Origin of the sequence: Flavobacterium sp. ACAM 123 (assembly GCF_000264055.1) — a bacterium.
In the GTDB taxonomy this organism is placed as follows: domain Bacteria; phylum Bacteroidota; class Bacteroidia; order Flavobacteriales; family Flavobacteriaceae; genus Flavobacterium.
Map to the genome: position 1 here is coordinate 17776 of NZ_AJXL01000025.1, position 23858 is coordinate 41633.

Below are 23858 nucleotides of genomic sequence, written 5' to 3' on the forward strand. Positions count from 1 at the left end.
GAGATCTCCACTAAGGACTAATTACTAAGGACTATGGATCAATTACTAAGAACTTAAAAAAATGAAAATAGGACTCTATTTCGGGACATTCAACCCCATTCATGTTGGGCACCTAATCATTGCCAATCACATGGCTGAAAATGCAAACTTAGATCAGGTTTGGTTAGTTGTAACCCCACATAACCCTTTCAAGAAAAAAAGTAGCTTGCTTGACGACTACCATCGTCTGCAAATGGCCCACCTCGCTACTGAAAATTTTCCAAAATTAAAACCCTCCGATATTGAGTTCAAATTAACGCAACCCAATTATACGGTAACTACCTTAGTTCACTTAGAAGAGAAATACCCCAATCATGAATTTTCGTTGATTATGGGAGAAGACAACTTAAAGTCTTTATATAAATGGAAAAATTACGAAGTTATTTTACAAAATCACGCCGTCTATGTATATCCAAGACTCGCCGCGAAGCAACAACCGGGCGAAGTAATTTCATCTGAATCGGAAAGTTTAGATTTAAAAAAAATCCAAGACTTAGGGCCAAAAGTACATTTAATTGATGCTCCAATAGTCGAAATTTCTTCTACTTTTATTCGAAAAAACATTAAAGAAGGAAAAAACATTCAGCCCCTTTTACCTACTAAGGTCTGGGAATATATTGATCATAATAATTTTTACAAGAAATAATCACTCCAGTACAATTTTCAGTTCCGCTACTATCTCTTGAAAAGCGCTAATAAGATTGTCATTTTTGCCCGATAATAAAAAAACCTCCGTAGTAGGCATCTGCTTGCTGTCCCAAACTATTTGGAGTTTTTTATCCTGAATAAATGGCTTAGCGTTACAATTCCACACTACCGCCACGCCTGTTTTTTTCGAAAGTGCTTCTAACATTTCGTACTCAGAAGGAATAATAAAATTAGAAATCATCGAAGGCCTCTTTTTATTAAAAACGTGCAACCAAAACAATTTTACATGCGGAATACCTGAATCATGATTGTACCATTTTTGCTTGTTTAACCAATGTTCCACATCCGTCAACTCTTTGGCTTTAATTTTGGACTTTACTGCTGAGGCATCAATATTAGATGATCCAACGATAATTTGTTTAATATACCCCACCTTCTTCTGGATCGTATCAAATGTGTCAAACTTTTTAGTTACGACCGCAAAATTTAGTTTTTTGTTGTCAACTAATTCAAAAAGCATTTCGTTTTCATGAAAACTAAAATCGATATAATCAAATTTTGATAGTAAGGAAGTGCCGATACTACTGAACAAGTGCTTCGAAATTCCTACAGAAATTAAACTGTTCGTATTCAACGCCTTAGCTCTAAAACCGTTCTCCACGTTTTCCAGTCGGTCTAATGCTTCTATAATTAAATTATTGAGTAACTTAGCATATTCCGTTGGCTCGACGCCTTTAGATTTCCTATTAAACAATTTATAACCAACATGTGCCTCCAGCATTGATATCTGCTGGCTGACTGCTGGCTGACTGATAAACAACTCTTTAGCCGCTAATGAAAAGTTACCGTTTTTATAAACGGATTTAAACGTTCTGTACCATTCTAAATTTACCATGATATAAATATATTTATTGCAAACATAATTTAAATTATTTTTAGTAATACCATATTCGCCTTATCTTTGAATAAAGAAATTAAAACATGAAGAAAATAGCATTATTTGCAATTATAGCATTAACCGCAGGTTGCATCGATGCAACCGCACAAAATAAAAAAGACATGAAAAAAGTATTATTCGTTCTAACTAGTCACTCAGAACTAGGGAACACTGGAGAAAAAACAGGATTTTGGATAGAAGAATTTGCAGCTCCATATTATGAGTTAGCAGACAAGGGAGTGATCATTGATATTGCAACTCCAAAGGGAGGTCAACCACCTATTGACCCAAAAAGCGCAGATCCATCTGCAGCGACAGAAGACACAAAAAGATTTGACAAAGACACTGAATTACAGGCTAAATTGAAAAACACACACAAACTAGTTGATGTTAAAGAGACAGACTATGACGCTGTATTTTATCCAGGGGGCCACGGACCATTATGGGATTTAGCGACAGACAAAAACTCGATTGATTTAATTGCGGCTTTTTATACTAACGATAAACCAGTTGCATTTGTTTGTCATTCACCAGGAGCGCTTAAAAATGTAAAAGTGAACGGCGAATTCTTAGTAAAAGGAAAGAAACTCACCGGTTTTTCTAATACGGAAGAAGCAGCAGTAGGTTTAACAGATGTTGTTCCATTTTTATTAGAAGATGCTTTACAAGCAAACGGAGCTACCTATTCTTCAATAGAAGATTGGCATCCTTATGCAGTACAAGATGGTTTATTGATTACAGGTCAAAATCCAGCTTCGTCTAAATTAGTTGCTGAAAAACTATTACACCAATTAAATACACAAAAGTAAAATGTTAAATTTTGAATTATATAACCCTACGAATCTTGTATTCGGAAAGGGACAAATAGAAAAACTAGGAGATCTTGTACCAAAAGGAGCTAAGATATTATTAGCCTACGGAGGCGGCAGTATATTTAAAAACGGGATTCACGAACAAGTAATCAATAACCTTAAAGGACACGAAATTGTCGAGTTTAGCGGAATTGAAGCTAATCCACATTTTGAAACTTTAATAAAGGCGGTTGCTATCGTTAAAGAACAAAAAATAGATTTCATACTTGCAGTAGGTGGTGGATCAGTAATTGACGGTGTGAAATTTATTTCTGGAGCTGTTAATTATGAGGGTGACCCAATAGAGATTTTGCAAAAACGCATCTTGATTAAAGAAAACGCAGTGCCTTTTGGAACAGTATTAACTTTGCCAGCAACAGGAAGCGAAATGAATTCTGGTGCAGTAGTTACTATTGAAGCGACAAAAGAAAAACTGGCATTCGGTGGTTCTGCTTTGTTTCCGAAATTCTCTATAACTGACCCAACAGTAATTCAGTCTTTACCAAAGAGACAATTGCAAAATGGTGTGGTTGATGCTTACACTCACGTGATGGAACAATACTTAACGTACCCGCATGAAGGATATTTACAAGATAGAATTGCAGAAGGAATTCTACAAACCTTAATTGAAATTGGTCCTAAGGTGGTAGAAAACCCTAAAGATTATGCTTTAGCATCTAACTTCATGTGGAGTTGTACTATGGCGTTAAACGGATTAATACAAAAAGGGGTACCTAGCGACTGGGCAACCCATATGATTGGTCATGAATTGACTGCTATGTATGGAATCGATCATGCACGTACCTTAGCTGTAATCGCACCAAGTTTATACAAAGTTATGTTTGAAACCAAAAAAGAAAAACTGACACAATACGGAAAACGTATTTTCCATCTAACCGGAACTGACGAGGAGATCGCAAATGAGGCAATCAATAAAACAGTTGAATTTTTCCATACCATGGGAATGGATACTAAATTATCTGATTACACAAAAGACTATGATAAAACCGCTGATTTTATCGTTAACCGTTTTGACGAAAGAGGTTGGAAAGGTTTAGGCGAAAAGCAAAATATCACCTTAGACAAAGTGAAATCTATCGTTGAAATGAGTTACTAGTTTAAAGTAATGAAAAACCGACATATAATAAAAAGGCGTTCTTGAATCAAATTCTAGGACGCCTTTTTTGCTAACACCAAAACAAAACCAACTAATTCAAATCTCATATAATGCTAAATAACTTAATTTATAGTGAGTTATAACGTTAAATAAATATCTATATTGCATAAATTTATAATATGTTTTAATTTTTTGTAATTTTTTGCTTTTTTTTCATGGCAAAGCCTGCAGTATGACTTGTTATTTTTTGTTTAATCAATCCATTTTTAAGTACTTTTGGTTAAATTTAATAAACAGATGAACGGAAAAATAAGATTTGCAGTTATTGGCGGTGGAAGTTGGGCAACAGCAATAACAAAAATGTTGTGCGTAAATCTTTCTGAAGTTTCGTGGTATATGCGAAATGAACCGGCAATTGAACACATAAAAAAACACAAACACAATCCAAACTATTTAAGTTCTGTTGAATTTGATACCAAAAAATTAAAGCTAACAAGCGATATTAATGAAGCAGTTGCCTATGCCGATTATATTATCTTCGCCATACCTTCTGCTTTTTTAAATGGCGAATTGGAAAAACTAACTGTTTCGCTAGAAGACAAAGTGATCTTCTCTGCTATCAAAGGAATTGTTCCTGAAACGAGTATGATTGTAGGAGAGCATTTTCACTTTAAATATGACCTCCCTTATCATAACATTGGCGTTATTACAGGTCCATGCCATGCTGAAGAGGTGGCGTTAGAGCGTCTATCCTATCTGACCATCGCCTGCGGTGATGCCGAAAAAGCGAAAATAGTAGCAGAACATCTATCAGGGAATTACATCAAAACGAAGATTACTGATGATATCATAGGAACTGAATACGCCGCGATGCTTAAAAATATTTATGCTATAGCTGCAGGAATGGCTCACGGTTTAGGCTACGGAGATAATTTCCAGTCCGTTTTGATGAGTAATGGAATTCGGGAGATGAAAAAATTCATCAAGAAAGTCCATAAAATGAAGCGTAACATTAATGATTCGGCTTATTTAGGTGATTTATTAGTGACCGGATACTCTATTTTCTCCAGAAATAGGATGTTTGGAAATATGATTGGAAAAGGATACACCGTAAAAAGCGCCATGATGGAAATGAGCATGGTTTCTGAGGGGTATTACGCCACGAAAAGCGCTTACAAACTCAATCAAGGCTATGGTGCAAAAACGCCTATTATAGATGCCGTTTACGAGATTTTATATGAAGGAAAAGACGCCAGAGCCGTCTTCAAGAAATTGACAGATAAACTTGATTAAACAATATTTACTATTCTTTTAATTCAACCGTAAAATAATATGACCATCCCTTTTCTTAAAAGAAGCAATGCTTTCTGTAGCATCACTCTTTTTTTATTCTGTTTTTTGACGTTTTACAACGCTTCCGCTCAAGAGATTAGCGGACAAGAATTATTGGGAAAAGCAATCCATTATCACGACCAAAAAGGCAACTGGGACAATTTTAAAGGCAAACTTTCTGTAGTTATGGAAATGCCTAACGGGAATGAGCGAATAAGTGAAATAAGTATTGATTTGACAAATCAGTATTTTAAACTTAGCACGGTTAAAAACGACAAAACAGTTGAATACGTTGTAAATAATGGTAAATCCATATTTAGCCTGGATGGTAAAAAGGAGTTTACCGAAGAGGAAGTGAAGACTTTTAATCTTACCGAAGCACGAGCTCAATTCATGCAAAACTACTATACTTACTTGTACGGGTTACCCATGAAGCTTAAAGACCCCGGAACCATTATTAATTCAGCGGTAGAAAGAAAGAATTTTTTGGGTAAGGAATATCTCGTTTTAAAAGTCAAATACGAAGAGGGTATAGGTAGCGATTCCTGGTATTTTTATTTTGACCCTAAAACTTATGCTTTAAAAATATACCAGTTTTACCATGATGAAACTAAAAATGATGGTGAATATATCGTTCTAAGTGGCGAAGAAAAGTTTTCTGGAATCAAAATACCCAAAGTTAGGGTTTGGTACTTCAACAAAGACGGAAGCTATTTAGCGACAGATACCTTGAAAAAGGTTAACGATTTATAAAAAATGTCCGCTAATTCTTGCAGTAAAAATAAAAAGCAGCTATCTCCTTTCAAATAAAGGGATAGCTGCTTTTTTTATGATAATTCCGGACATCGCTATCTTATGATAATTCCGTCAACAAATAAAATAGGCACTTCTTCCACCGAAGCTACGTTGATAGAATCCGCTTTAAATACAAATTTTTTATCGTGTAATTTATCTTCAATGAAAAAGGTAACCATGAATTCATTGTTGAGCACTAAAACGCTTTTTTCTAACATTTCAATTTTTACCACCGACACTGGAGGTACTTCCACAAAGGCATGTCGCAATAATGATGTTTTTTTCATTTCGCCATCAATGGTTCCAAATGCTTTAGAAACAACCATCACGCTTTCGATAAGAAAATCACTATCATTCACTAAATAAGCATACCATACTTTTTCCATAAAGTCGTCACTCCATTCTTGGACTGCGGCTACGAAAACGTTCTCTACTTCGGGGATAATAATATCTTTTTTCATTGCTCCTGTTTTGCCTCGATGTCTCGAAGCACTTATATTGTATAATTCAGTATTCCTAGCCCAGATAGAAGTGAAAATCCTTTTCTTGTTTTTCTTTAAAACAAAAAAAGATCGTAACGAATAGCTGGAAATAGATCCAAAATCTTTTTTAAATTTTTAAATAGTGGCTTTAAACTGCTCTAAAAAACGCACATCGTTCTCATAGAACATACGAATATCACCAATTTGATAGTTCAACATAGCGATTCTTTCAATTCCCATTCCGAAAGCGAAACCAGTGTATTCTTCTGGGTCGATACCGCAATTTTTAAGGACATTAGGATCTACCATCCCACATCCACCAATTTCTAACCAACCGGTTCCTTTGGTAATTCTATGATCGGTTTCGGTTTTTAAACCCCAATAAATATCAATTTCGGCACTAGGTTCCGTGAACGGAAAATAAGAGGGTCGCAGGCGTATTTTTGATTTTCCAAACATCTCTTTAGTAAAATGCAGCAAGGTTTGTTTCAAGTCGGCAAAAGAAACATCTTTATCAATATACAAGCCTTCTACTTGGTGAAAAATACAGTGCGAACGGGACGAAACGGCCTCGTTACGAAAAACTCTTCCTGGAGAAATCGTCCTGATAGGTGGTTTATTTTCCTCCATGTACCGTACCTGAACCGATGAAGTGTGCGTGCGCAACAAAATATCTGGATCAGTCTGGATGAAAAAGGTGTCTTGCATGTCCCGTGCCGGATGGTATTCCGGTAGGTTTAATGCTGTAAAATTATGCCAGTCATCTTCAATTTCTGGTCCTTCAGAAACATTGAAACCAATATTAGAAAAAATATCAATAATCTGGTTTTTAACCAATGAAATAGGGTGACGGGAGCCGATAGTTATGGGTTCAGACGAACGCGTCAAATCACCGTAAAACCCTTTAATTTCTTCTTTGTTTTCAAAAGCTTCCTGGATGCTTTTTACTTTTTCTTCAGCAGAAGATTTTAGCAAATTAATTACCTGTCCAAATTCTTTTTTTTGGTCATTAGGCACATTCTTGAACTCAGCAAAAAGATCTTTTAAAAGTCCTTTGCTACCAAGAAATTTAATTCTGAATGCTTCTAATTCTGCTTTATCTTGTGTAGAGAATGCTTGCGCTTCCCCAATATATTCTTTTATCTTGTCTATCATTTTCATGCAATAATTGAGAGTGCAAATTTACAAAAATTTGTTTCAGGTTTAAAGTTTAAAGTTCAAAGTTTAACCAGTAGCTGCATCTGTTCATGCTATTCTATCACAAAAGGATTACTTAATCAACTCTCTTTCAATAAAATAACTAACAATAGCTTCTTTCATTAAAACGGATTGCTCTCCTGCTTTAAGTGTTGGCAACTCCTCTTTGACACTATAATGCGGCCAACCGTCCTCATCAAAAAACTCGAATTCATAGAATCCGTAAGGTTCTAATAATCGGCAAATTGCAATATGCATCAGGTTTAATTTTTCGTCTTTTTTGTATTCACGATGTACTTTCCCTAGCTCCTGGACCCCAATCAAGTAAATGATGGCGTCTAAATCTAGGTCTTCTCCTTGAGAAAATTGATTGGAAAGTATATCTACAAGCTGTTCCCAGCGTTCTTTAAGTTGATTGTCTCTTGACATTTATTTAGAAAATAGAATAAAGAATAAAGAGAAAAAACTCTATCCTTTGGGTTTTAAAAATTTAATTCTGGCAAAGATAAGAACTACGTGTTTGACTTCGGGATTTTCTATTCTCTATTTTCTTTATTCTTTTAATGATTTTAGCTTTTGCTTCTTTTCTCATTCTACATCCCTCTATTTTCTTTATTATTTTATCTTTGCTGTATTTTCTTTATTCTTTAACTATGCGTTTTTTAGATATTGTTTTGGGTGCATTTCTCTTATATGCTTTATTTACAGGCATTAAAAATGGGCTTTTTATTGAACTGGCTTCCTTAATTTCACTTATTTTAGGAATCTATATTGCAATAAAATGCTCTTATATGATAAGGGCAATACTTGCTAATCATGTTTCTTGGTCTCCAAAATATATTGAAATCACCGCTTTTGCCCTCACTTTTATTGGTGTCGTTTTAGCTGTGCATATTGTAGCAAAATTACTAACCGGAATCATGGACTTTGCGTTCTTAGGTGTTTTCAATAAATTAGCGGGAGGCGCTTTTAGTATTCTAAAAACAATTTTACTCTTGAGCATAATCATTAATCTTTTTCAGAAAATCAATATAAACAATATGATTGCTAAAGAGGAGACACTCAATAAATCCTTGTTTTACAATCCGATTCAAGAAGTTTCAAAATACATTTATCCTTCATTAGAGAAGTGGTATACTGAGTTTAAAGAAACCAAGAAATCAGAATAGTATCCGGTTTTGAAGTGTTTGCATGCGATAAGTGCAAGGCTTACTACAAATAAACTACTTCACTTCCCTGATAGCGTCACTTGCAATCCATCCTTCCGTACCATCTGTCAACTGGACTTTTTTCCAACCGGTCACTTTTTCTTCAACATAGACTTTTGCCCCTTCATGAAGCATGAAAATAACGGAACTTCCTTTTTGTGGCTCGCTTCTTATCTCTGTTATTTCATCAAAAACAATTGCCGGTTTTTCATTATCGTAATGGGTTTTTTCAAAAATGGCAGACGAAATCACAATCAGAATAACAAAAATAAGTGCAAACATTACAAAAAATGAAACTCTTTTAATCACCGTAGTTTCTGAAAAATAATAGCCTAAAAAAACTAATAAAAAAGAAATTGCCGATACAACCGCAATCCAGGCCCAAGTATTGTAATGGTAAATTCCGGTGAAATCACGAAGCAACTTTCCAAATCCTACTTTTGGGATTACTTTTACTTCATCAATAGTTCGCTTTTGAGCAAATTTCAGGTTATTTAAGACTTCCCTATCATTTGGACTCAGTACTAAGGCCTTCTCATAGCTATAAATAGCCGGTGCTACTTTATTCAATTTATAATAGCAATTACCGAGGTTAAAATACAATTCTGAAGAATGCTGATTTGTTTTCAACACACCTGCATAAGCGTCGATGGCTTGCTCGTACTTCCCTGCTTTGTATAAAGCATTCCCTTCTTCAAAGCCATTTTGGGCAAAGAAAACTTGAGTAGTTAATAACAATATATAAAAAATATTTTTCATTTTTCGAATGGTCAATTACAAATTATTTATTGTCAATTGTTATATCTGCTTTTCCAAATCAGAAATTATCGACACTGCTTTATCATAATCTTTTTGGATGGTCGCACTGGATGAGGGAGCAAATCTCGCAACTTCACAATTCTCAGTCAAAGTAATAAAATCATCCACTGCCACTGGATTTGCATTCCTAGTCAACAAAAGCTCCTTGATATTATCTTTACTCATTTCTGAGGTTTCGATATGTAATTTAGCTTTCAAAAAGTTATGCATTGCTTTTTCAAGGGCAACATAAAACGGTTCTTTATTATTAATTTGTTTTTTAGCTTGCGACAAATATTTCTTAGCCAATTTATTGTTTCTTCTCACTCTATTCCCTATTACATCTCCATCCATCGCTTCTTTTTTCTTCTTAAGCAAGACAATGACAGGGAGCATTAAAAAGGGAAAAAACAATAACCCAAAAAACAATTTAGAACCAAGGAAATCATCTTCAGCAACAGCCACCAAGTTTGTTTTCAACTTAATGAACTTAAATTGCTCTGAATTTGAAATTTTATTTTTACCCTTTTCTGAATTCGCAGCAGTTGCCTCGGTTGCAGTGGGCCCGTCCAAAACAGTAACCATGACCTCCGGTGCGCTTATGGTTTTGTATTTTCCTAAGCCAAGGTCAAAATAAGAAAACTGCATTGGTTTTACCGGGTAATTTCCTTTGTATTGTGGTATAATAGTGTAACTATCAGAAATTTTTCCTGATGTTCCCGCTAATGAGGTGTTCAAATTTTCACTGTGAACCGGATCATACATTTCTAATGCATTCGGGACAACGGGCTTTGGCAAACTGAATAGCTTCATGTTTCCTTTTCCAGTTACGCTAACAATCAAATCAAGGCTTTCCCCGTTTTTTAGACTTGTTTTTGTGGGTGTCACTTTAAAATCAAAATTACCTACAGCACCTGAAAAATCAATTGGCTTTCCTTCTTCAGGAAGTGCTCTTACAGTAATCGTTTTAGCTCCTGCAGACACTCTTTTACTATCCTCCGCAATCACAACACGACCATAAACATCTCTACGGTTAGTGGGCAACTGCACATCGATATCTAATGATAGTGGCTCGATGGTCAATTTCCCTGATTTTTGCGGATATAAAACTGCTTTTTTAAGTACTATATAACGATAATTCTCCCCTTTAAACATCCCTTCTTCGGCAGTCAGTTGTTTAATCTCAATGTTTTGACTCCAAAAGTCATTGTATTTTGGTTTGTTAAGTTCTCTAAAATTGCTTATCCCAATATTATTACTGAAATACAATTTATAAACCACCGTTATAGGCTCGTTCACATAAGGATTTGTTTTAGAAATATCAGCTATTAAATGCAAGTTATCATCTACTGAAATACTGGTGTCATTAGGGTCTCTGGGTTGTTCAACGGCAGCAGTGACTGTTATTTTTACTGGAGCGGTTTTATATACCTGCCCATTGTATTCAATAGTAGCCTGCTTGATCGTTAGGTTTCCTTTTTGAGTGGGTACAAGGTAATAAGAGTATGCTTTTTCAAAGGTACTTCTTCCGTTAATCCAAGATTGACTCACTTGTTGACTGGGCCCAGCAATAACCCTGAATCCCTCAAAAGAAGGTTCATTAAAATTATCCCCATCAATATTCATGGCAAAGTCAACTCGCAGTCTTTCGTTTATGCCGAGCGTGGATTTACTTACTTTAGCGTCAAACTGTACTTGAGCTAAAAGTCCTTGAAAACTAAATAGTATTAAAATTAAATATCTTTTCATCTTTTATTCAATCCTTATCTTTCCTTTTGGCTTTATTATATTCTCTGTTTTATTACCGCATTCTGATTCCTACCGCAAACAAACCTGAATTACCAATCTTTCTCCGTTTTTGTTGGTTTTCCTTTTACTTTTTGAGCATTCACTTTATCTTGAATTTTCTTTTCTTCGTTGTTCACCGCGTCCAAAAGATTTTCTAATCGCTGTTTAGAAATTTCGCCTGGTTTTGGTTTTGGTTTTTGCTGATCTTCGGGTTTATCATCCTTGTTCTTTCCGTCTTTTTTATCCTTATCTTTATCATCGTCCTTCTTGTCCTGATCTTTTTTGTCTTGATCTTTTTTGTCTTTATCTTTATCTTTTTTATCCTTATCCTTTTTATCGTCCTTAGGCGGATTTTCTTTCAGCATCTTTTTTGCCAATGCATAATTGTATCTTGTTTCCTCATCCGAAGGTTTGTTACGCAAGGCCTCTTTATAGGCTTCGACAGCTTGCGTATAATTTTTTTCTTTCATGAACACGTTCCCTAAATTATGGTAGGCTTTGTGTTTTTGAGGTCTTGATTTAGCGTTTTTTATTGCTTTTGCATAAGCATATTTAGCTTCAGACGCTTGGTTCTGTTTGTAAATGGCATTTCCTAAATTATAAGGCGCAGCAGTTCTATTTGGGAATTTTGAATTTGAAATCCTATAATTAGCTTCTGCATCAACAAATTTATTGTCTGCATATTCCGCGTTTGCCATCGGTAAACTTTTATCTTTCTCTTGTGCTAATGCTCCTACCAGCCCTAAAAAGAGAAGCGAAAAAGACGTAAATATATATTTTTTAAAATTCTTCATTTTTATTAAATTATGCTATTCCTAACAAGTTCGACACCTCAAGAAACAGACATTTATTTTCCTTCATTAAATAAATTCAACTTGCTCACCCAATTGGTTTTCTTTTCCAGCAAAAACAGATCCAAAAACAACAAAACGAATGCAAATCCAAGAAACCATTGAAACTGAGATTGAAAGTCGGCCATTTGCGTAGACTCAAATTCGGTTTTTTGAATATTGTCTAACGAGCTCTTGATAGATGTTAGCACTTCTTTAGTGTTATTCCCATTGATATAACCACCTTTTGTCGCTTTAGCAATCGTCTCTAGACTGGCGCGGTTCAATTTTGTCACAACAACTTCGTCATTGTTGTCTCTTTGGTAACCTTCTATGACACCGTTTTTCTTTAAGGGAATAGTCCCTCCTTTTTCTGTTCCTATCCCGATGGTAATGATTCTCATTCCCTGCTTATTCGCTTCTTCTGCAGCTGCTTGCGCACCTTCAGAATGGTCTTCTCCGTCAGAAATCAGAATCAGCAACTTACTGGTTTTGCTCTTGTCGTCAAAATAAGTAGAAGACAGTTTTATAGCTTCATCTAAGGAGGTTCCTTGAGAAGACACCATTTCGGTATTCATGCTTTGCAGAAACATTTTTGCCACACTATAATCAGTAGTAATCGGCAACACCGGAAAAGCACTACCAGCATAAGCTACAATCCCTATTCTGTCATTCCCCAATTGATTGATAATTTGTGAAACGATCTGTTTACTTTTTTCTAATCGGCTTGGAGCAACATCTTCAGCGAGCATACTTTTGGATACATCCATCGCAAAAACGATATCAATTCCCTCTCGTTTCACTGTCTCCATTTTAGTCCCAATTTTTGGGTTTACCAATCCAAAGATCAATCCTGCCAAAGCTGAAAGAATCACAACCAGTTTAAAAATAGGTTTGAAAACAGAACGTTCTGGACTTAGTTTTTTTATAATTTCTAAATCCCCAAATTCACGTTGCTTTTTTCTTTTCCAATAGGAATTGAAAAGGAATAACACCACCACTAACGGCAGTAAAAAAAGTAAGTATAAATATTTTATTTCGTCTAATTCCATATTTCTTTTTTAACCACGAAGGGCACTATAACTATATTTAGTGTCCATCTATAAAATCCCATTTATTACTCTTTTGACACCATTCTTTAATAAACTGAAATCAAAATTAATTAATAATCCTAATTTACAGTTTGACAATCTTAAATAAGTCAACAGTTGAACTAAATGAACATCATTCAGCGATTCGACCGATTTAACTTCAACAATAAATTTATTTTCTATGATAATATCTATTCTATAACCAACATCAAATTTGACCTCTTCATATATCAAAGGCAAAGCTTTTTGTTTTTCAATGTTTAAACCAAACTTTTTAAGTTCATAAAATAAACAATCTTCATATGCGCTTTCCTATAAACCCGGTCCTAAAATTTTATGAAGTTTTAATTCACATCCAAAAACAATTTTTGATATTTCATTTTCATCCATTTTTCATCTAATTAACTTTTAAACTTAGTGACCTTCGCGACTTCTTAGTGACCTTAGTGTTTAAAAAACTAAATAAAGCTTCTGTAAACCGTGTTCCTCAAAACAATCTCAGCTAACAATAAAAATACCGCAAGCCAAACAAAAGGTCTGTATTTCTCATCATAGTCGTAAAATTTTAACTCCTCAACTTCGGTCGTTTCTAGCTTATTGATTTCGCCGTAAATTTCAGCGAGTTTAGTATTACTTGTTGCTCTAAAGTAGCGTCCTTCGGTTTTATTGGCGATACTTTTCATCAGTTTTTCATCAATTTCGACTTTCATCATTTGGAATAAAAACTGACCGTTTGCGCCCACTGCGTAGGGGAACTCTGCCATCCCGTTTGTCCCAATTCCAATGGTATATACTTTTATACCGTATTGCTTCGCAATATCTGCTGCCGTTTCCGGTTCAATAAAACCAGCATTGTTCACTCCATCTGTCAACAGGATAATCACTTTACTCTTGGCTTTGCTGTCTTTTAAACGGTTTACCGCTGTAGCCAATCCCATTCCTATTCCGGTTCCGTCCTGTAATACATTATCGTATTTTATGCTTCTAATGGCCTCCAGAACCACTGCTTTATCGCTGGTGACTGGTGTTTTTGTATAGGCCTCAGAAGCATACACAACAAGTCCTATCCTGTCGTTGGGTCTTTCATCTGCAAAATCAGCGGCCACCCTTTTCAACGCTTCCATTCTGTTAGGCTTCAAATCTTTGGCAAGCATACTACCTGATACATCGACTGCCATAACAATGTCTATCCCTTTTGTCGTTTTTGTTTTATTGCTTATGTCCACTGTTCTTGGTCTAGCCATAGCCACAATCAAAGAACTCAACGCAACTAATCTTAATACGCTCAAATAAGGTTTTAGCTTTGCCAATAAAGATTCCGAAGATTTAAACCCCTTAATTGAACTTATTTTCAAAGTTGCTGATTGCTGGTTTCTTTTTAAAACCAGCCACACTATCGCCATTGGTATTAAAAGAAACAACCAGAAAAACTCAGGATTTAAAAATGTGATATTTCCCATTATTTACTTACTTGTATTAATTCGACAGAGCTCAAAACTCGATATGCTATTTCATTCGCATACGAATCTTCTTCTTCGTGAAAAATCATGATTTGCTGCAATCCGCCTTCTTGACTGAATAACACTACTTCATAATAGAGCTTTTCGCTGCTTTTAGAATCCATATTGAATCTCGAAAACGTCCCGTATGATTTTATACCGCTGACTCCTTCTTCGGTTTCAAAATCTTCTTGTTTCACAATCATATTTTGTGCTCCTTGTGATTCTAATGTCTGCAAGGTAACTTCCATTGATTTCTTCAAATCAATTTCTGCTTCCTGTTTATATTTAATAGTAGAAACCATCAGATAAAAGTTATCCATAAAACTACCGTAGGCAAAAGACTGCATTTCTTTAACCAGCTGTAATCCGTTTTTAGGAAGCGATTTTGTTAAATCAATTCTTTTAAGCACTTTCGGGGTTTCGATGGCGATCCCAGGGTTTCCATAGGTGCTTTTTATCCATTCTCCCTCGAGCAATTCTTTTGTGGGGTGCCCAATTATAGTGTCTTTAACATAATCAAATCCTTTAGTCGCAATGAAATAAGTAGTCGTTGCTAACAATAAGAAAACCACAGAAGCTATTGCAATAAGAATGCGTTTGCTTCTCTTTTTCTTTAATAAGATCTGAATCTGTTTTTGTTTTTGTACTTCATTCAGCAAAGCATCCTCTTCGATTTCAATTTCTACCGGAATTGAACTGTCCAATGTGAGAATTGCCTTTTGTAGTTTATTTCGATCCTCTGTAATCTCGTAATCTAAGGGTTTAGATTTGGCAAATTTCACTAAATCGGCTTGTTTTAAAACGCGTTCTAAATTCTCTATGGTCTCTTGCGAAACTGTCATTTTCTTTCTCACCGAGGCCGCTCTAAGACCCGTAATTAACTCGGAGGTAGTGCTTTCCATCGCAGGAATATCTATTGCCTCTTCAATATAGTTACGGGCAATATCTGTCAATTCACTGTAGTAGGCTTTCACTTCTCCTTTTTGCCAAAGCTCCTTTTGTTCTAAGGTGTTCAGTAAGCTAGTTGCTCTTTCTATTGGTGTTCTGTACACCTCTTCTTCAATTTTTTTCTTTTGTTTTCTTTTAACAAACCAATACACTACTGCTCCAACTCCAATAATCAGCGTTGCTAACAAAAGGTATTTCCACCAGTCACCTATCGAGCCCTTTACTGGAACGATGTCTTTAATGTCATACATCTTTTGTTTTAAAGTATCCACGGCAACATTAGCTACTTCAACCGAAATTGAATCTGTCAAATACGACTTATTATTGATGAAAATCTTTATACTCGGAATGGTATATTTCCCGGAATCAAACTGTGTTAATCCGTATTTCTTAATTAATTCGTAACGATCGTTATTTTTGACCGTGTCTATGGGATAAGACCGAATTACTTCGAGAGCTCCTATGTTTTTGAGATTTGGAAATTTAACTTTAGAAAGGGTGTCTACCGACGTTTTTACCGTCAATTTAAACTCGGCTCCAATTTTGTTCTTAGTCGTGTCTATACTAGTCTCTACTCGCTTTTGCTGAGCAAAAACGGAAGTAGATAGAATCAATAAAAGTAAATAAAAATATTTTTCATGTATAATGTTTCCGTTTTTTGATTTTCGATTGCCCCGCCAGTTTGCAAAAGCTCGGGTACAGATTAGCAATTTTTGATTTCAGAATTTAAAGCTGGCAATGCTCCCAAAAGAACTATTTGGCCTGCAAAGTGATTTCCCGAATATTTTTTTCAAAATTATTAGCAACGTTAATAATTCAAGCTGCAAAATCTATCAACTGGTCTTCTAAAATCTGTTTGTTCCTCTTTAATACAAGATCTTAAATCTTTGACCAAAAATCTTTGATCGTTACCTTGATTTAAAGTAGCTTAATAATTTAGTCACATAGCTTTCGTCAACCCTGGTATTTACAACCCCGGAACCTGACTTACTGAATGTATCCTTGAAATAATTTAATTTCTCATTGTAATGTTTCTCGTAATTGAATCGAATTGTTTTTGAACCGGTATCAATTAATTGCGTTTCCCCTGTTTCAGCATCGAGCATCGACACCATACCTATATCCGGCATTTTTTGTTCGCGAACGTCATACACCCGAATTCCTGTAATATCATGTTTTTTAGCTGCGATTTTCAACGTATGCTCATAATCCTCCGCCATAAAATCAGAGATAACAAATACGATCGCCTTCTTCTTCTGAGTGCTTGATAAAAACTTTAAGGCTTGAGCAATATCCGTTTTAAGGCTTTTAGGTTCAAACTCTATCAATTCACGAATAATACGCAAAACGTGTGACCTCCCTTTCTTTGGCGGAATATATAATTCGATTTGGTCTGAAAATAAAATCAACCCTATTTTATCATTATTCTGTGTAGCAGAAAAAGCCATGGTTGCAGCGATTTCCGTAACAATATCTTTTTTGAATTGGTTCTTAGAACCAAAACTTTCCGACCCTGAAATGTCCACCATCAGCATCATAGTCAATTCGCGTTCTTCTTCAAAGACTTTTACGTGGGCTTCGTTGTAACGTGCCGTCACATTCCAGTCAATCGCACGGATATCATCCCCATATTGGTACTGTCGTACTTCACTAAAAGTCATGCCGCGCCCCTTGAATGAGGTATGATATTCTCCTGAAAAGATATGATCACTCAATCTTCGGGTTTTAATCTCTATTTTTCGTACTTTTTTTAACAGCTCTTTTGTATCCATATATTTAGTCATTAATCATTAGTCATTAGTGATCAGCACTAAGTAAAAACTAAGGACTAATCACTGTGTACTATGAACTATTATGGTACTTCTACTTCATTTATAATTTTATTGATAATATCGACAGAGGTAATGTTTTCCGCTTCCGCTTCGTATGTAATACCAATTCTATGACGCAGTACATCGTGAACAATCGCACGCACATCTTCCGGAATTACGTAACCACGACGTTTTATAAAAGCATAACATTTGGCCGCATTGGCTAAATTGATACTACCACGTGGAGAAGCTCCAAAACTGATTAACGGTTTCAGCTCGGCGAGTTTATATTTTTCTGGGTATCGCGTGGCAAAAACAATATCAAGTATGTATTTCTCGATTTTTTCATCCATGTATACTTCGCGCACCGCTTCCTGTGCTCGTAGAATTTGTTCTACCGAAACAACTTGATTTACTTTCTCGTAGCTTCCTTTTAAGTTTTGACGAACAACCATGCGCTCTTCATCCATTTTAGGGTAGTCAATAACCGTTTTCAACATAAAACGATCGACTTGCGCTTCTGGAAGTTGGTAAGTTCCTTCTTGTTCAATTGGATTTTGAGTTGCCAATACCAAGAAAGGTCTTTCCAGTTTAAAAGTAGTATCACCAATAGTCACTTGTTTTTCCTGCATGGCTTCTAATAATGCGGATTGTACCTTAGCTGGTGCACGATTAATCTCATCTGCTAAAACGAAATTGGCAAAAATAGGCCCTTTTTTTATTGGAGAATTCATTTTGTTTAATGTTGTAAATCATTGTTCCCACAACATCTGCCGGCAATAAATCCGGTGTAAACTGTATTCTACTAAACGATCCGTGTATTGCCTGGGAAAGTGTGTTTATGGCTAATGTTTTTGCTAATCCTGGAACACCTTCCAGCAAAATATGCCCTTGTCCAAGAAGTCCAATCAATAATCTCTCAATCATGTGCTTTTGACCCACAATCACTTTATTCATTTCCATTGTCAAGAGATCGATAAATGCGCTCTCTCTTTCTATTTTTTCATTGATTGCTCTAATGTCTAAAGTCGATGTATTTTCTTCCATATCGTTTTATTTAAAACCTTGAATTTAATGCCTCCTATTTGAGAGTGCAAATTGAATTATTTTTTAGAGGTAAGATGTTAAAAAATGGTTAAAACTTCGAATAAAGCGCCAATTTTATGGTCGAATTATGATACAATTTTTATATTTTTAAGAACTTTGGAAAATATACTTTGAAATAAGAAAATTACGCGTTTCAGTAAAAATTAAAAACCATGAGCAAAACGACATTATCGCCCATTATCGCAGGCACTATGAATTGGGGAGTTTGGGATAGAAACCTAACTTCAAAGGAAATGCTAAACATGATTCATGTCTGTTTAGAAAACAAAATCACCAGCTTTGACCATGCAGATATTTATGGATCTTACACCACTGAAGCAGAATTTGGAAAAGCGTTTACTTCGAGCAAAATAGCCAGAGAAACAATACAACTGATATCCAAATGTGGGATCCAAATGCTAGCTGAAAACCGAGACAACAAAATCAAACATTACGACTACTCTAAGTCACACATTATCTGGTCCGTTGAACAATCGTTAAAGAATTTAGAGACTGATTATTTAGATGTATTTTTGTTACACAGACCAAGTCCATTGATGCAGTCAGATGAAATTGCCGAAGCGGTAGAAAAACTAAAATCAGAGGGGAAAATAGTCGACTTTGGACTCTCTAATTTTACCAATTCCCAAACCGAATTGATTCGTCACAAAACAGAAGTCGCCTACAATCAAGTACAGTTTTCAGCGACTAATTTTGAACCTATGCTCGATGGGAGTTTTGACTATATGCAACTAAATAACATTCGTCCGATGTCATGGAATCCGTTAGGATTTGTTTTTAAAGAAGACATTCCGCAAACCCATCGGTTGAAAAAAATATTAGCAACCTTGGCTTCAAAATACAATTTGGGTGCCGATACGATTTTACTCTCTTGGGTTTTACAACATCCAGCCAAAGTGATTCCCATTGCAGGCACGGTAAATGTTGCCAGAATACAGTCGTTGATGAAAGCAGTCGAATTAGACCTTGAAAAAGAAGATTGGTTTGCTATCTGGGCAGAAAGCATGGGCGAGGATGTACCTTAGATTGAGTGTAAATTAAAATTCGAAAAAAGTAATAATGAAATCCAATAGTACTGATTTCTACAGAAAAAACAAACCATGAGTAAAACAGCCCTAATAACCGGTGCAACTAGCGGAATCGGCAAGGCAACCGCCGAAATCTTAGCAAAAAACAATTATAAAATTATCCTTTGTGGAAGACGTGAAGACCGAATGGCCGAACTTGAAAAAAAACTTTCTAAACTGACAGAAGTGCACACGTTACTTTTTGATGTACGCGATAAAAAAGCAGTTTCAGACAGCATCGCCTCTTTACCTGAAACCTTTTCTGCCATCGACATTCTTATTAACAATGCCGGAAATGCGCATGGCTTAGATCCCATTCAAAATGGAGATTTAGACGATTGGGACGCCATGATTGATATCAACATAAAAGGCTTGTTGTATGTTTCGAAAGCCATCATCCCCCAAATGGTTGAAAGAAAATCAGGTCACATTATCAATATCGGCTCGACTGCCGCAAAAGAAGTATATCCAAACGGGAATGTGTATTGTGCCACAAAACATGCGGTTGACGCCTTAAATCAAGGAATGCGAATGGATTTAAATCCGTTCGGAATACGAGTGGGCGCAGTTCATCCTGGAATGGTGCAGACTGAGTTTAGTGAAGTGCGTTTTAAAGGAAATACCGATAGAGCCGAAAAAGTGTACCAAGGGTTCACTCCCTTACAACCAGAAGATATTGCAGATATCATTCACTTTGTAGTATCAAGACCATATCATGTCAATATCGCCGATTTAGTACTAATGAGTACTGCACAAGCTTCTTCGACGATTATAAAAAAGAATTAAAGCAAAGCATTTGATGTAATTAGCTTTTTTAAGCACATAGAAACAAAGTTTATATTCTAATTTTTGTCGACGTCTCACTTTTTTTAAAGTAAAACTTAGCTTTTTAAATAGAGACTACAGGTCAAGCAAACTATACTTTCATTATTTTTTCTATGTTTCTATGTGTTTTAATTTTTAAATATTTTTCAGCCTACGGGTCAATAAATAATAATAATCGTAATCTAAATGATCAACAAGCGCCTTTTAATTAAAAATCTGCTCGCTCAAAATGATGAGAGTAGCTTTTATGACAAAAAGCGCCAGTTGAATTTGCATACTCGTGAAGGAAAGGCAAAATTTTTAAAACACATTTGTGCCTTATCGAATTCCAACTCTGCCAACAATTCTTATATTGTTGTAGGTGTCGAAGATCAAGACAATGAAATTGTGGGCGTGGATTTTTTTGATGATAGCCACATTCAGAATTTAGTGAATGCCTATTTAGAAAACCCGCCCAAAATTCAATATGAAAATGTTCCTTTCCCAAACTTACCAAAAGACAAAGTGATTGGGTTAGTCACCGTAAAACCAAAAAACAATACCTCCTACTTTAAAAAAGGAATTCATACTATTCCAATCAATAGCGTATTTATTAGACACGGCAGTAACACGATGCCGACAGAAGAAAAAATTAAGAAGAATTTTCAAAACTCGGAAACCGTAATCGGGATTGAGAATAATGCCAGAAACAATATCAAATATACACTAGACGGCGTATTTGATTTTATGAATTTTCGCCATAAAGACATGGCACCCATGTACAAAGTCTTCAAAGAATTATTTGTTATTTGCTGGGCTGGAACTCCAAAAAAAGTGCGAGACAAAACGTTTTTGTCCCGTGTGGACATTGAACTGATAAACGAACAAATAAAATTGTTTTATTCTGATCAAGATGTAGTTACGATTACATATGACGAAGATACTTTCACCATTATTGAGTATCTTTCTTTGGGTCTCAATGACAAAACAAGTTATTACCCTTTAGAGAAACAGACCATCTACTTTTATGAAAATGGCTATTACAAAATAGAGAATGAGATGTTGTTCCAACCACCGGAATTCAGTCGGAAAATGCTTTATCACATTTACAACTCCAATCTTGCTGTATTAGAAAAACTAAAAAAAGGACTAACATTAACAGCGAGTGAAAATAAGGACTTAGAAAATGTACCCTCCACATTTATGATTTGTTACCTCAACGGTTTTGAGGAGGCAAAAGAAAAACTGATAAATGCAAAGGCCCTTTTAAAGCCTTTTCCACAAATATACTTATCCTTTAAGGAGGCCATGCGGATTTTGAGAAAGATGAAGTATGATGTACATTAAAAAATTTAAGCTAGAATGGCTGAAACAACGATAGCGTACTTAGCAACTTGATTTTCGGGTTAGTCAAGGCTTTAGAATTTAAAAAAGATATTGCAGTATTTGAAGGAAAACATCATATTAATGATGTTCCTTTAAAAAGAAGTCCCTTCTACCGCTTTGTCTTAAAGATGACAGGCGATAACAAAAAAATCATTGATGAAGCTGGCAATCATTTGAATAATTAAAAGCGATAAGACGATAAGTGTATTCATTGCTTGAAAATTTGTTTTCGTAAAATTACCGAAAAAAAATACAGTAAACAATCACTAAAACTAGTGATATTTTTATAATGAAAAATTAACCTTTATATTTCAAAATCAATACCTTAAAAAACAAATCGATATCCTATTCCGTTCTAATCTTAGACCATACTCCCCTTTGATTTCAAACATCTTTTTTCTGCAAACTACTTTTTCCTGCTTCGTTTTTTTTAATATTCCTCATGGGAAAAGCCGACATGGTACTGCAATATGAAAATTATTACCCTTCAATGAAACCCTTCAAACTCAATGAGAGTTATTTTATTTCGCATGCTACTTCCCGCTCGCATTTATTTTTAAAATAAAAAATTAACTAAAAATTCTCACTTCCCAACTCTTTTCCTTATTTTTATGGATTAGAAAAACAGCAGGGTTGTTGTTTTTTATAATCCAGATTGACAATACACAAAATGAGAACATTAGTTATAGGGGACATACACGGAGGCTTACGTGCACTACACCAAATCATGGAAAGAGCCAAGGTTACCGCAGAAGACTCCCTGATTTTTTTAGGTGATTACGTAGATGGCTGGAGCCAATCGCCACAGGTCCTTAATTACTTGATTGAATTGAATACCACAAACAACTGCGTTTTTATTCGCGGTAATCACGATGAATTATTATTGCATTGGCTAAAAGACAGCAAAGACAATCTTATGTGGTACAAGCATGGCGGCGAAGCAACCGTTTTAGCGTATCAAAAAGTAGATGCCATTACAAAACAATTACACGTTGACTTTTTGCTCTCGTTAAAAGATTATCATCTTGACTCTAAAAATCGCCTTTTTGTTCATGCCGGATTTACGAACGTGAATGGGGTCGCTTATGAATTTTTTTCCAAGTTATTTTACTGGGACAGAACCTTATGGGAAACGGCACTTTCCTTAGACCAACGAATTAAACCTAACGATTTTTTTTATCCGAAACGATTGACGCTGTATGATGAAATCTATATCGGACACACCCCTGTGACCCGAATTGGCAAAACAGAACCCGTACAAAAAGCTTGTGTCTGGAATATAGATACAGGAGCCGCTTTTAAAGGGCCTTTAACCATACTAGATGTGGACACAAAGGAATTCTGGCAAAGCGAACCCTTAAGCACTTTGTATTTTGACGAAAAGGGAAGAAATTAAAATTTAATACGGCAATTTTGTCGGAATAGCTTTAAACATCTATAAATATGAAAAAAGTCATTACGTTATTATTACTATCCTCCGTTTGGCTTACAAGCGCGCAAGCATTCAAGGGAAATGGAGATGTGAAAGGTCAGGTGGGTTTAAATATCCAAGAAGGAGGAACAGGTATCTTTTTATCTTCTGACTTTGGTATTGGTGAAAACATGTCCTTGGGACTAACCGCTAACTATTTATTGTCGGTTAACGAAGATGAATTTGGAAACATTCCGGATTTTGTACAACGGGTAGATTTGAAAGCACGCTTTAATGCTAATTTAGGGAATGTATTGAAAATGGAGCCACACATGGATATTTATCCGGGTTTGGATTTAGGTCTGCATAACTTTGGTGCACATCTTGGTTTTCGTTATTTCTTTACTGATGGTTTTGGAGTATTTGGAGAAGTTGGCATACCAATCGCCAAATACGACAAAAACGGAACTGGATTTGACCGTTTAAATAATCAATTTGTTTTAAACATTGGAGCATCATTTAATTTGTAATACCGATTGTGAATTCAATATAATCCAATTACATTGTACTATATTAAGATTGCATAGTTGTCGAGTTTCACAACGTTATTGATGCAAGTTGATTAAATCAGATTGTAAAATTAGGATATTATTTTTAAATTCATCGGGTGTTATTTTGAATAATTCTGGTTTTAGTATGTACCATCTTT

At 35.3% G+C, this 23858-nt stretch carries 23 protein-coding genes and 2 pseudogenes; 12 read left to right on the top strand and 13 right to left on the bottom strand.

Going from position 1 to position 23858, the window contains the following annotated elements:
• The first annotated feature begins 61 nt into the window (after window positions 1–61).
• Window positions 62–685 carry a nicotinate (nicotinamide) nucleotide adenylyltransferase gene (gene nadD, locus A3SG_RS0106415; RefSeq protein WP_016989201.1) on the top strand — a complete coding sequence of 208 codons (624 nt, stop codon included), beginning with the start codon at window positions 62–64 and terminating at the stop codon, window positions 683–685.
• Here nadD and A3SG_RS0106420 read toward each other — a convergent pair whose 3' ends face one another.
• The gene (locus tag A3SG_RS0106420; RefSeq protein WP_016989202.1) at window positions 686–1582 is read right to left on the bottom strand and encodes a LysR family transcriptional regulator; all 897 of its coding nucleotides are present in this window, start codon (window positions 1580–1582) and stop codon (window positions 686–688) included.
• An 86-nt stretch (window positions 1583–1668) separates the two neighbouring features.
• On the opposite strand from A3SG_RS0106420, the gene A3SG_RS0106425 reads away from it, so the two are divergent.
• The 4 genes from A3SG_RS0106425 (at window position 1669) to A3SG_RS0106440 (ending at window position 5677) form a co-directional block, all read left to right on the top strand.
• Complete coding sequence (locus A3SG_RS0106425) at window positions 1669–2433, top strand: type 1 glutamine amidotransferase domain-containing protein (protein ID WP_016989203.1); 765 nt, start codon at window positions 1669–1671, stop codon at window positions 2431–2433.
• A 1-nt stretch (window position 2434) separates the two neighbouring features.
• Window positions 2435–3592, top strand: a complete 1158-nt coding sequence (locus tag A3SG_RS0106430; RefSeq protein WP_016989204.1) for an iron-containing alcohol dehydrogenase — start codon at window positions 2435–2437, stop codon at window positions 3590–3592.
• A gap of 297 nt (window positions 3593–3889) precedes the next feature.
• Window positions 3890–4885: an NAD(P)H-dependent glycerol-3-phosphate dehydrogenase gene (locus tag A3SG_RS0106435; protein WP_016989205.1), complete on the top strand. Its 996-nt coding sequence runs from the start codon at window positions 3890–3892 to the stop codon at window positions 4883–4885.
• A 39-nt stretch (window positions 4886–4924) separates the two neighbouring features.
• Complete coding sequence (locus tag A3SG_RS0106440) at window positions 4925–5677, top strand: DUF6503 family protein (protein WP_016989206.1); 753 nt, start codon at window positions 4925–4927, stop codon at window positions 5675–5677.
• A 95-nt stretch (window positions 5678–5772) separates the two neighbouring features.
• On the opposite strand, the gene A3SG_RS0106445 is transcribed toward A3SG_RS0106440, so the two are convergent.
• From A3SG_RS0106445 to A3SG_RS0106455, 3 genes are all read right to left on the bottom strand, one after another.
• Window positions 5773–6180 (bottom strand): hypothetical protein, encoded by a 408-nt coding sequence (locus tag A3SG_RS0106445; protein ID WP_016989207.1) that lies wholly within the window; start codon window positions 6178–6180, stop codon window positions 5773–5775.
• Between the two features lie 156 nt (window positions 6181–6336).
• A complete protein-coding gene (pheS, locus tag A3SG_RS0106450) occupies window positions 6337–7356 on the bottom strand; it encodes a phenylalanine--tRNA ligase subunit alpha (protein WP_029596647.1) in 1020 nt (339 codons plus the stop codon).
• Between the two features lie 114 nt (window positions 7357–7470).
• Window positions 7471–7827 carry a hypothetical protein gene (locus tag A3SG_RS0106455; protein WP_016989209.1) on the bottom strand — a complete coding sequence of 119 codons (357 nt, stop codon included), beginning with the start codon at window positions 7825–7827 and terminating at the stop codon, window positions 7471–7473.
• 224 nt (window positions 7828–8051) lie between these two features.
• Here A3SG_RS0106455 and A3SG_RS0106460 point away from each other — a divergent pair, with 224 nt between their 5' ends.
• Window positions 8052–8567: a CvpA family protein gene (locus A3SG_RS0106460; RefSeq protein ID WP_029596648.1), complete on the top strand. Its 516-nt coding sequence runs from the start codon at window positions 8052–8054 to the stop codon at window positions 8565–8567.
• Window positions 8568–8621: 54 nt separating this feature from the next.
• Here the strand turns inward: A3SG_RS0106460 and A3SG_RS0106465 are convergent, their stop codons facing one another.
• The 9 genes and pseudogenes from A3SG_RS0106465 to A3SG_RS19260 form a co-directional block, all read right to left on the bottom strand.
• The gene (locus A3SG_RS0106465) at window positions 8622–9365 is read right to left on the bottom strand and encodes a tetratricopeptide repeat protein (RefSeq protein WP_016989211.1); all 744 of its coding nucleotides are present in this window, start codon (window positions 9363–9365) and stop codon (window positions 8622–8624) included.
• A 39-nt stretch (window positions 9366–9404) separates the two neighbouring features.
• Window positions 9405–11153: a BatD family protein gene (locus tag A3SG_RS0106470; RefSeq protein ID WP_016989212.1), complete on the bottom strand. Its 1749-nt coding sequence runs from the start codon at window positions 11151–11153 to the stop codon at window positions 9405–9407.
• Window positions 11154–11242: 89 nt separating this feature from the next.
• A complete protein-coding gene (locus tag A3SG_RS0106475) occupies window positions 11243–11986 on the bottom strand; it encodes a tetratricopeptide repeat protein (RefSeq protein ID WP_016989213.1) in 744 nt (247 codons plus the stop codon).
• A gap of 53 nt (window positions 11987–12039) precedes the next feature.
• Window positions 12040–13074, bottom strand: coding sequence for a VWA domain-containing protein (locus A3SG_RS0106480; RefSeq protein WP_016989214.1), 1035 nt, complete (start codon window positions 13072–13074; stop codon window positions 12040–12042).
• Window positions 13075–13122: 48 nt separating this feature from the next.
• Window positions 13123–13413: pseudogene (locus A3SG_RS19255) on the bottom strand (GxxExxY protein); the annotation flags it as partial.
• Window positions 13414–13571: 158 nt separating this feature from the next.
• Complete coding sequence (locus A3SG_RS0106490) at window positions 13572–14573, bottom strand: vWA domain-containing protein (protein WP_016989216.1); 1002 nt, start codon at window positions 14571–14573, stop codon at window positions 13572–13574.
• A complete protein-coding gene (locus A3SG_RS0106495; RefSeq protein WP_029596649.1) occupies window positions 14573–16210 on the bottom strand; it encodes a hypothetical protein in 1638 nt (545 codons plus the stop codon). The genes A3SG_RS0106490 and A3SG_RS0106495 overlap by 1 nt, the downstream gene beginning before the upstream one ends.
• A 261-nt stretch (window positions 16211–16471) precedes the next feature.
• The gene (locus A3SG_RS0106500) at window positions 16472–17335 is read right to left on the bottom strand and encodes a DUF58 domain-containing protein (protein WP_029596650.1); all 864 of its coding nucleotides are present in this window, start codon (window positions 17333–17335) and stop codon (window positions 16472–16474) included.
• A gap of 80 nt (window positions 17336–17415) precedes the next feature.
• A pseudogene (locus A3SG_RS19260) lies at window positions 17416–18421 on the bottom strand (AAA family ATPase).
• A 212-nt stretch (window positions 18422–18633) separates the two neighbouring features.
• Between A3SG_RS19260 and A3SG_RS0106510 the strand changes: the two are divergent.
• The 6 genes from A3SG_RS0106510 to A3SG_RS0106535 all read left to right on the top strand — a co-directional run bounded on the left by A3SG_RS0106510 (window position 18634) and on the right by A3SG_RS0106535 (window position 23679).
• On the top strand, window positions 18634–19506 hold the full coding sequence (locus A3SG_RS0106510; protein ID WP_016989219.1) for an aldo/keto reductase family oxidoreductase: 873 nt from the start codon (window positions 18634–18636) through the stop codon (window positions 19504–19506).
• A 75-nt stretch (window positions 19507–19581) separates the two neighbouring features.
• Window positions 19582–20334 (top strand): SDR family NAD(P)-dependent oxidoreductase, encoded by a 753-nt coding sequence (locus A3SG_RS0106515; protein WP_016989220.1) that lies wholly within the window; start codon window positions 19582–19584, stop codon window positions 20332–20334.
• Window positions 20335–20559: 225 nt separating this feature from the next.
• A complete protein-coding gene (locus A3SG_RS0106520) occupies window positions 20560–21699 on the top strand; it encodes an ATP-binding protein (RefSeq protein ID WP_016989221.1) in 1140 nt (379 codons plus the stop codon).
• 47 nt (window positions 21700–21746) lie between these two features.
• Window positions 21747–21923, top strand: a complete 177-nt coding sequence (locus A3SG_RS21530) for a hypothetical protein (protein ID WP_016989222.1) — start codon at window positions 21747–21749, stop codon at window positions 21921–21923.
• Window positions 21924–22408: 485 nt separating this feature from the next.
• Window positions 22409–23134: a metallophosphoesterase gene (locus tag A3SG_RS0106530; RefSeq protein ID WP_016989224.1), complete on the top strand. Its 726-nt coding sequence runs from the start codon at window positions 22409–22411 to the stop codon at window positions 23132–23134.
• A 47-nt stretch (window positions 23135–23181) separates the two neighbouring features.
• Window positions 23182–23679, top strand: a complete 498-nt coding sequence (locus A3SG_RS0106535) for a DUF6646 family protein (RefSeq protein WP_016989225.1) — start codon at window positions 23182–23184, stop codon at window positions 23677–23679.
• Window positions 23680–23858 lie beyond the last annotated feature (179 nt).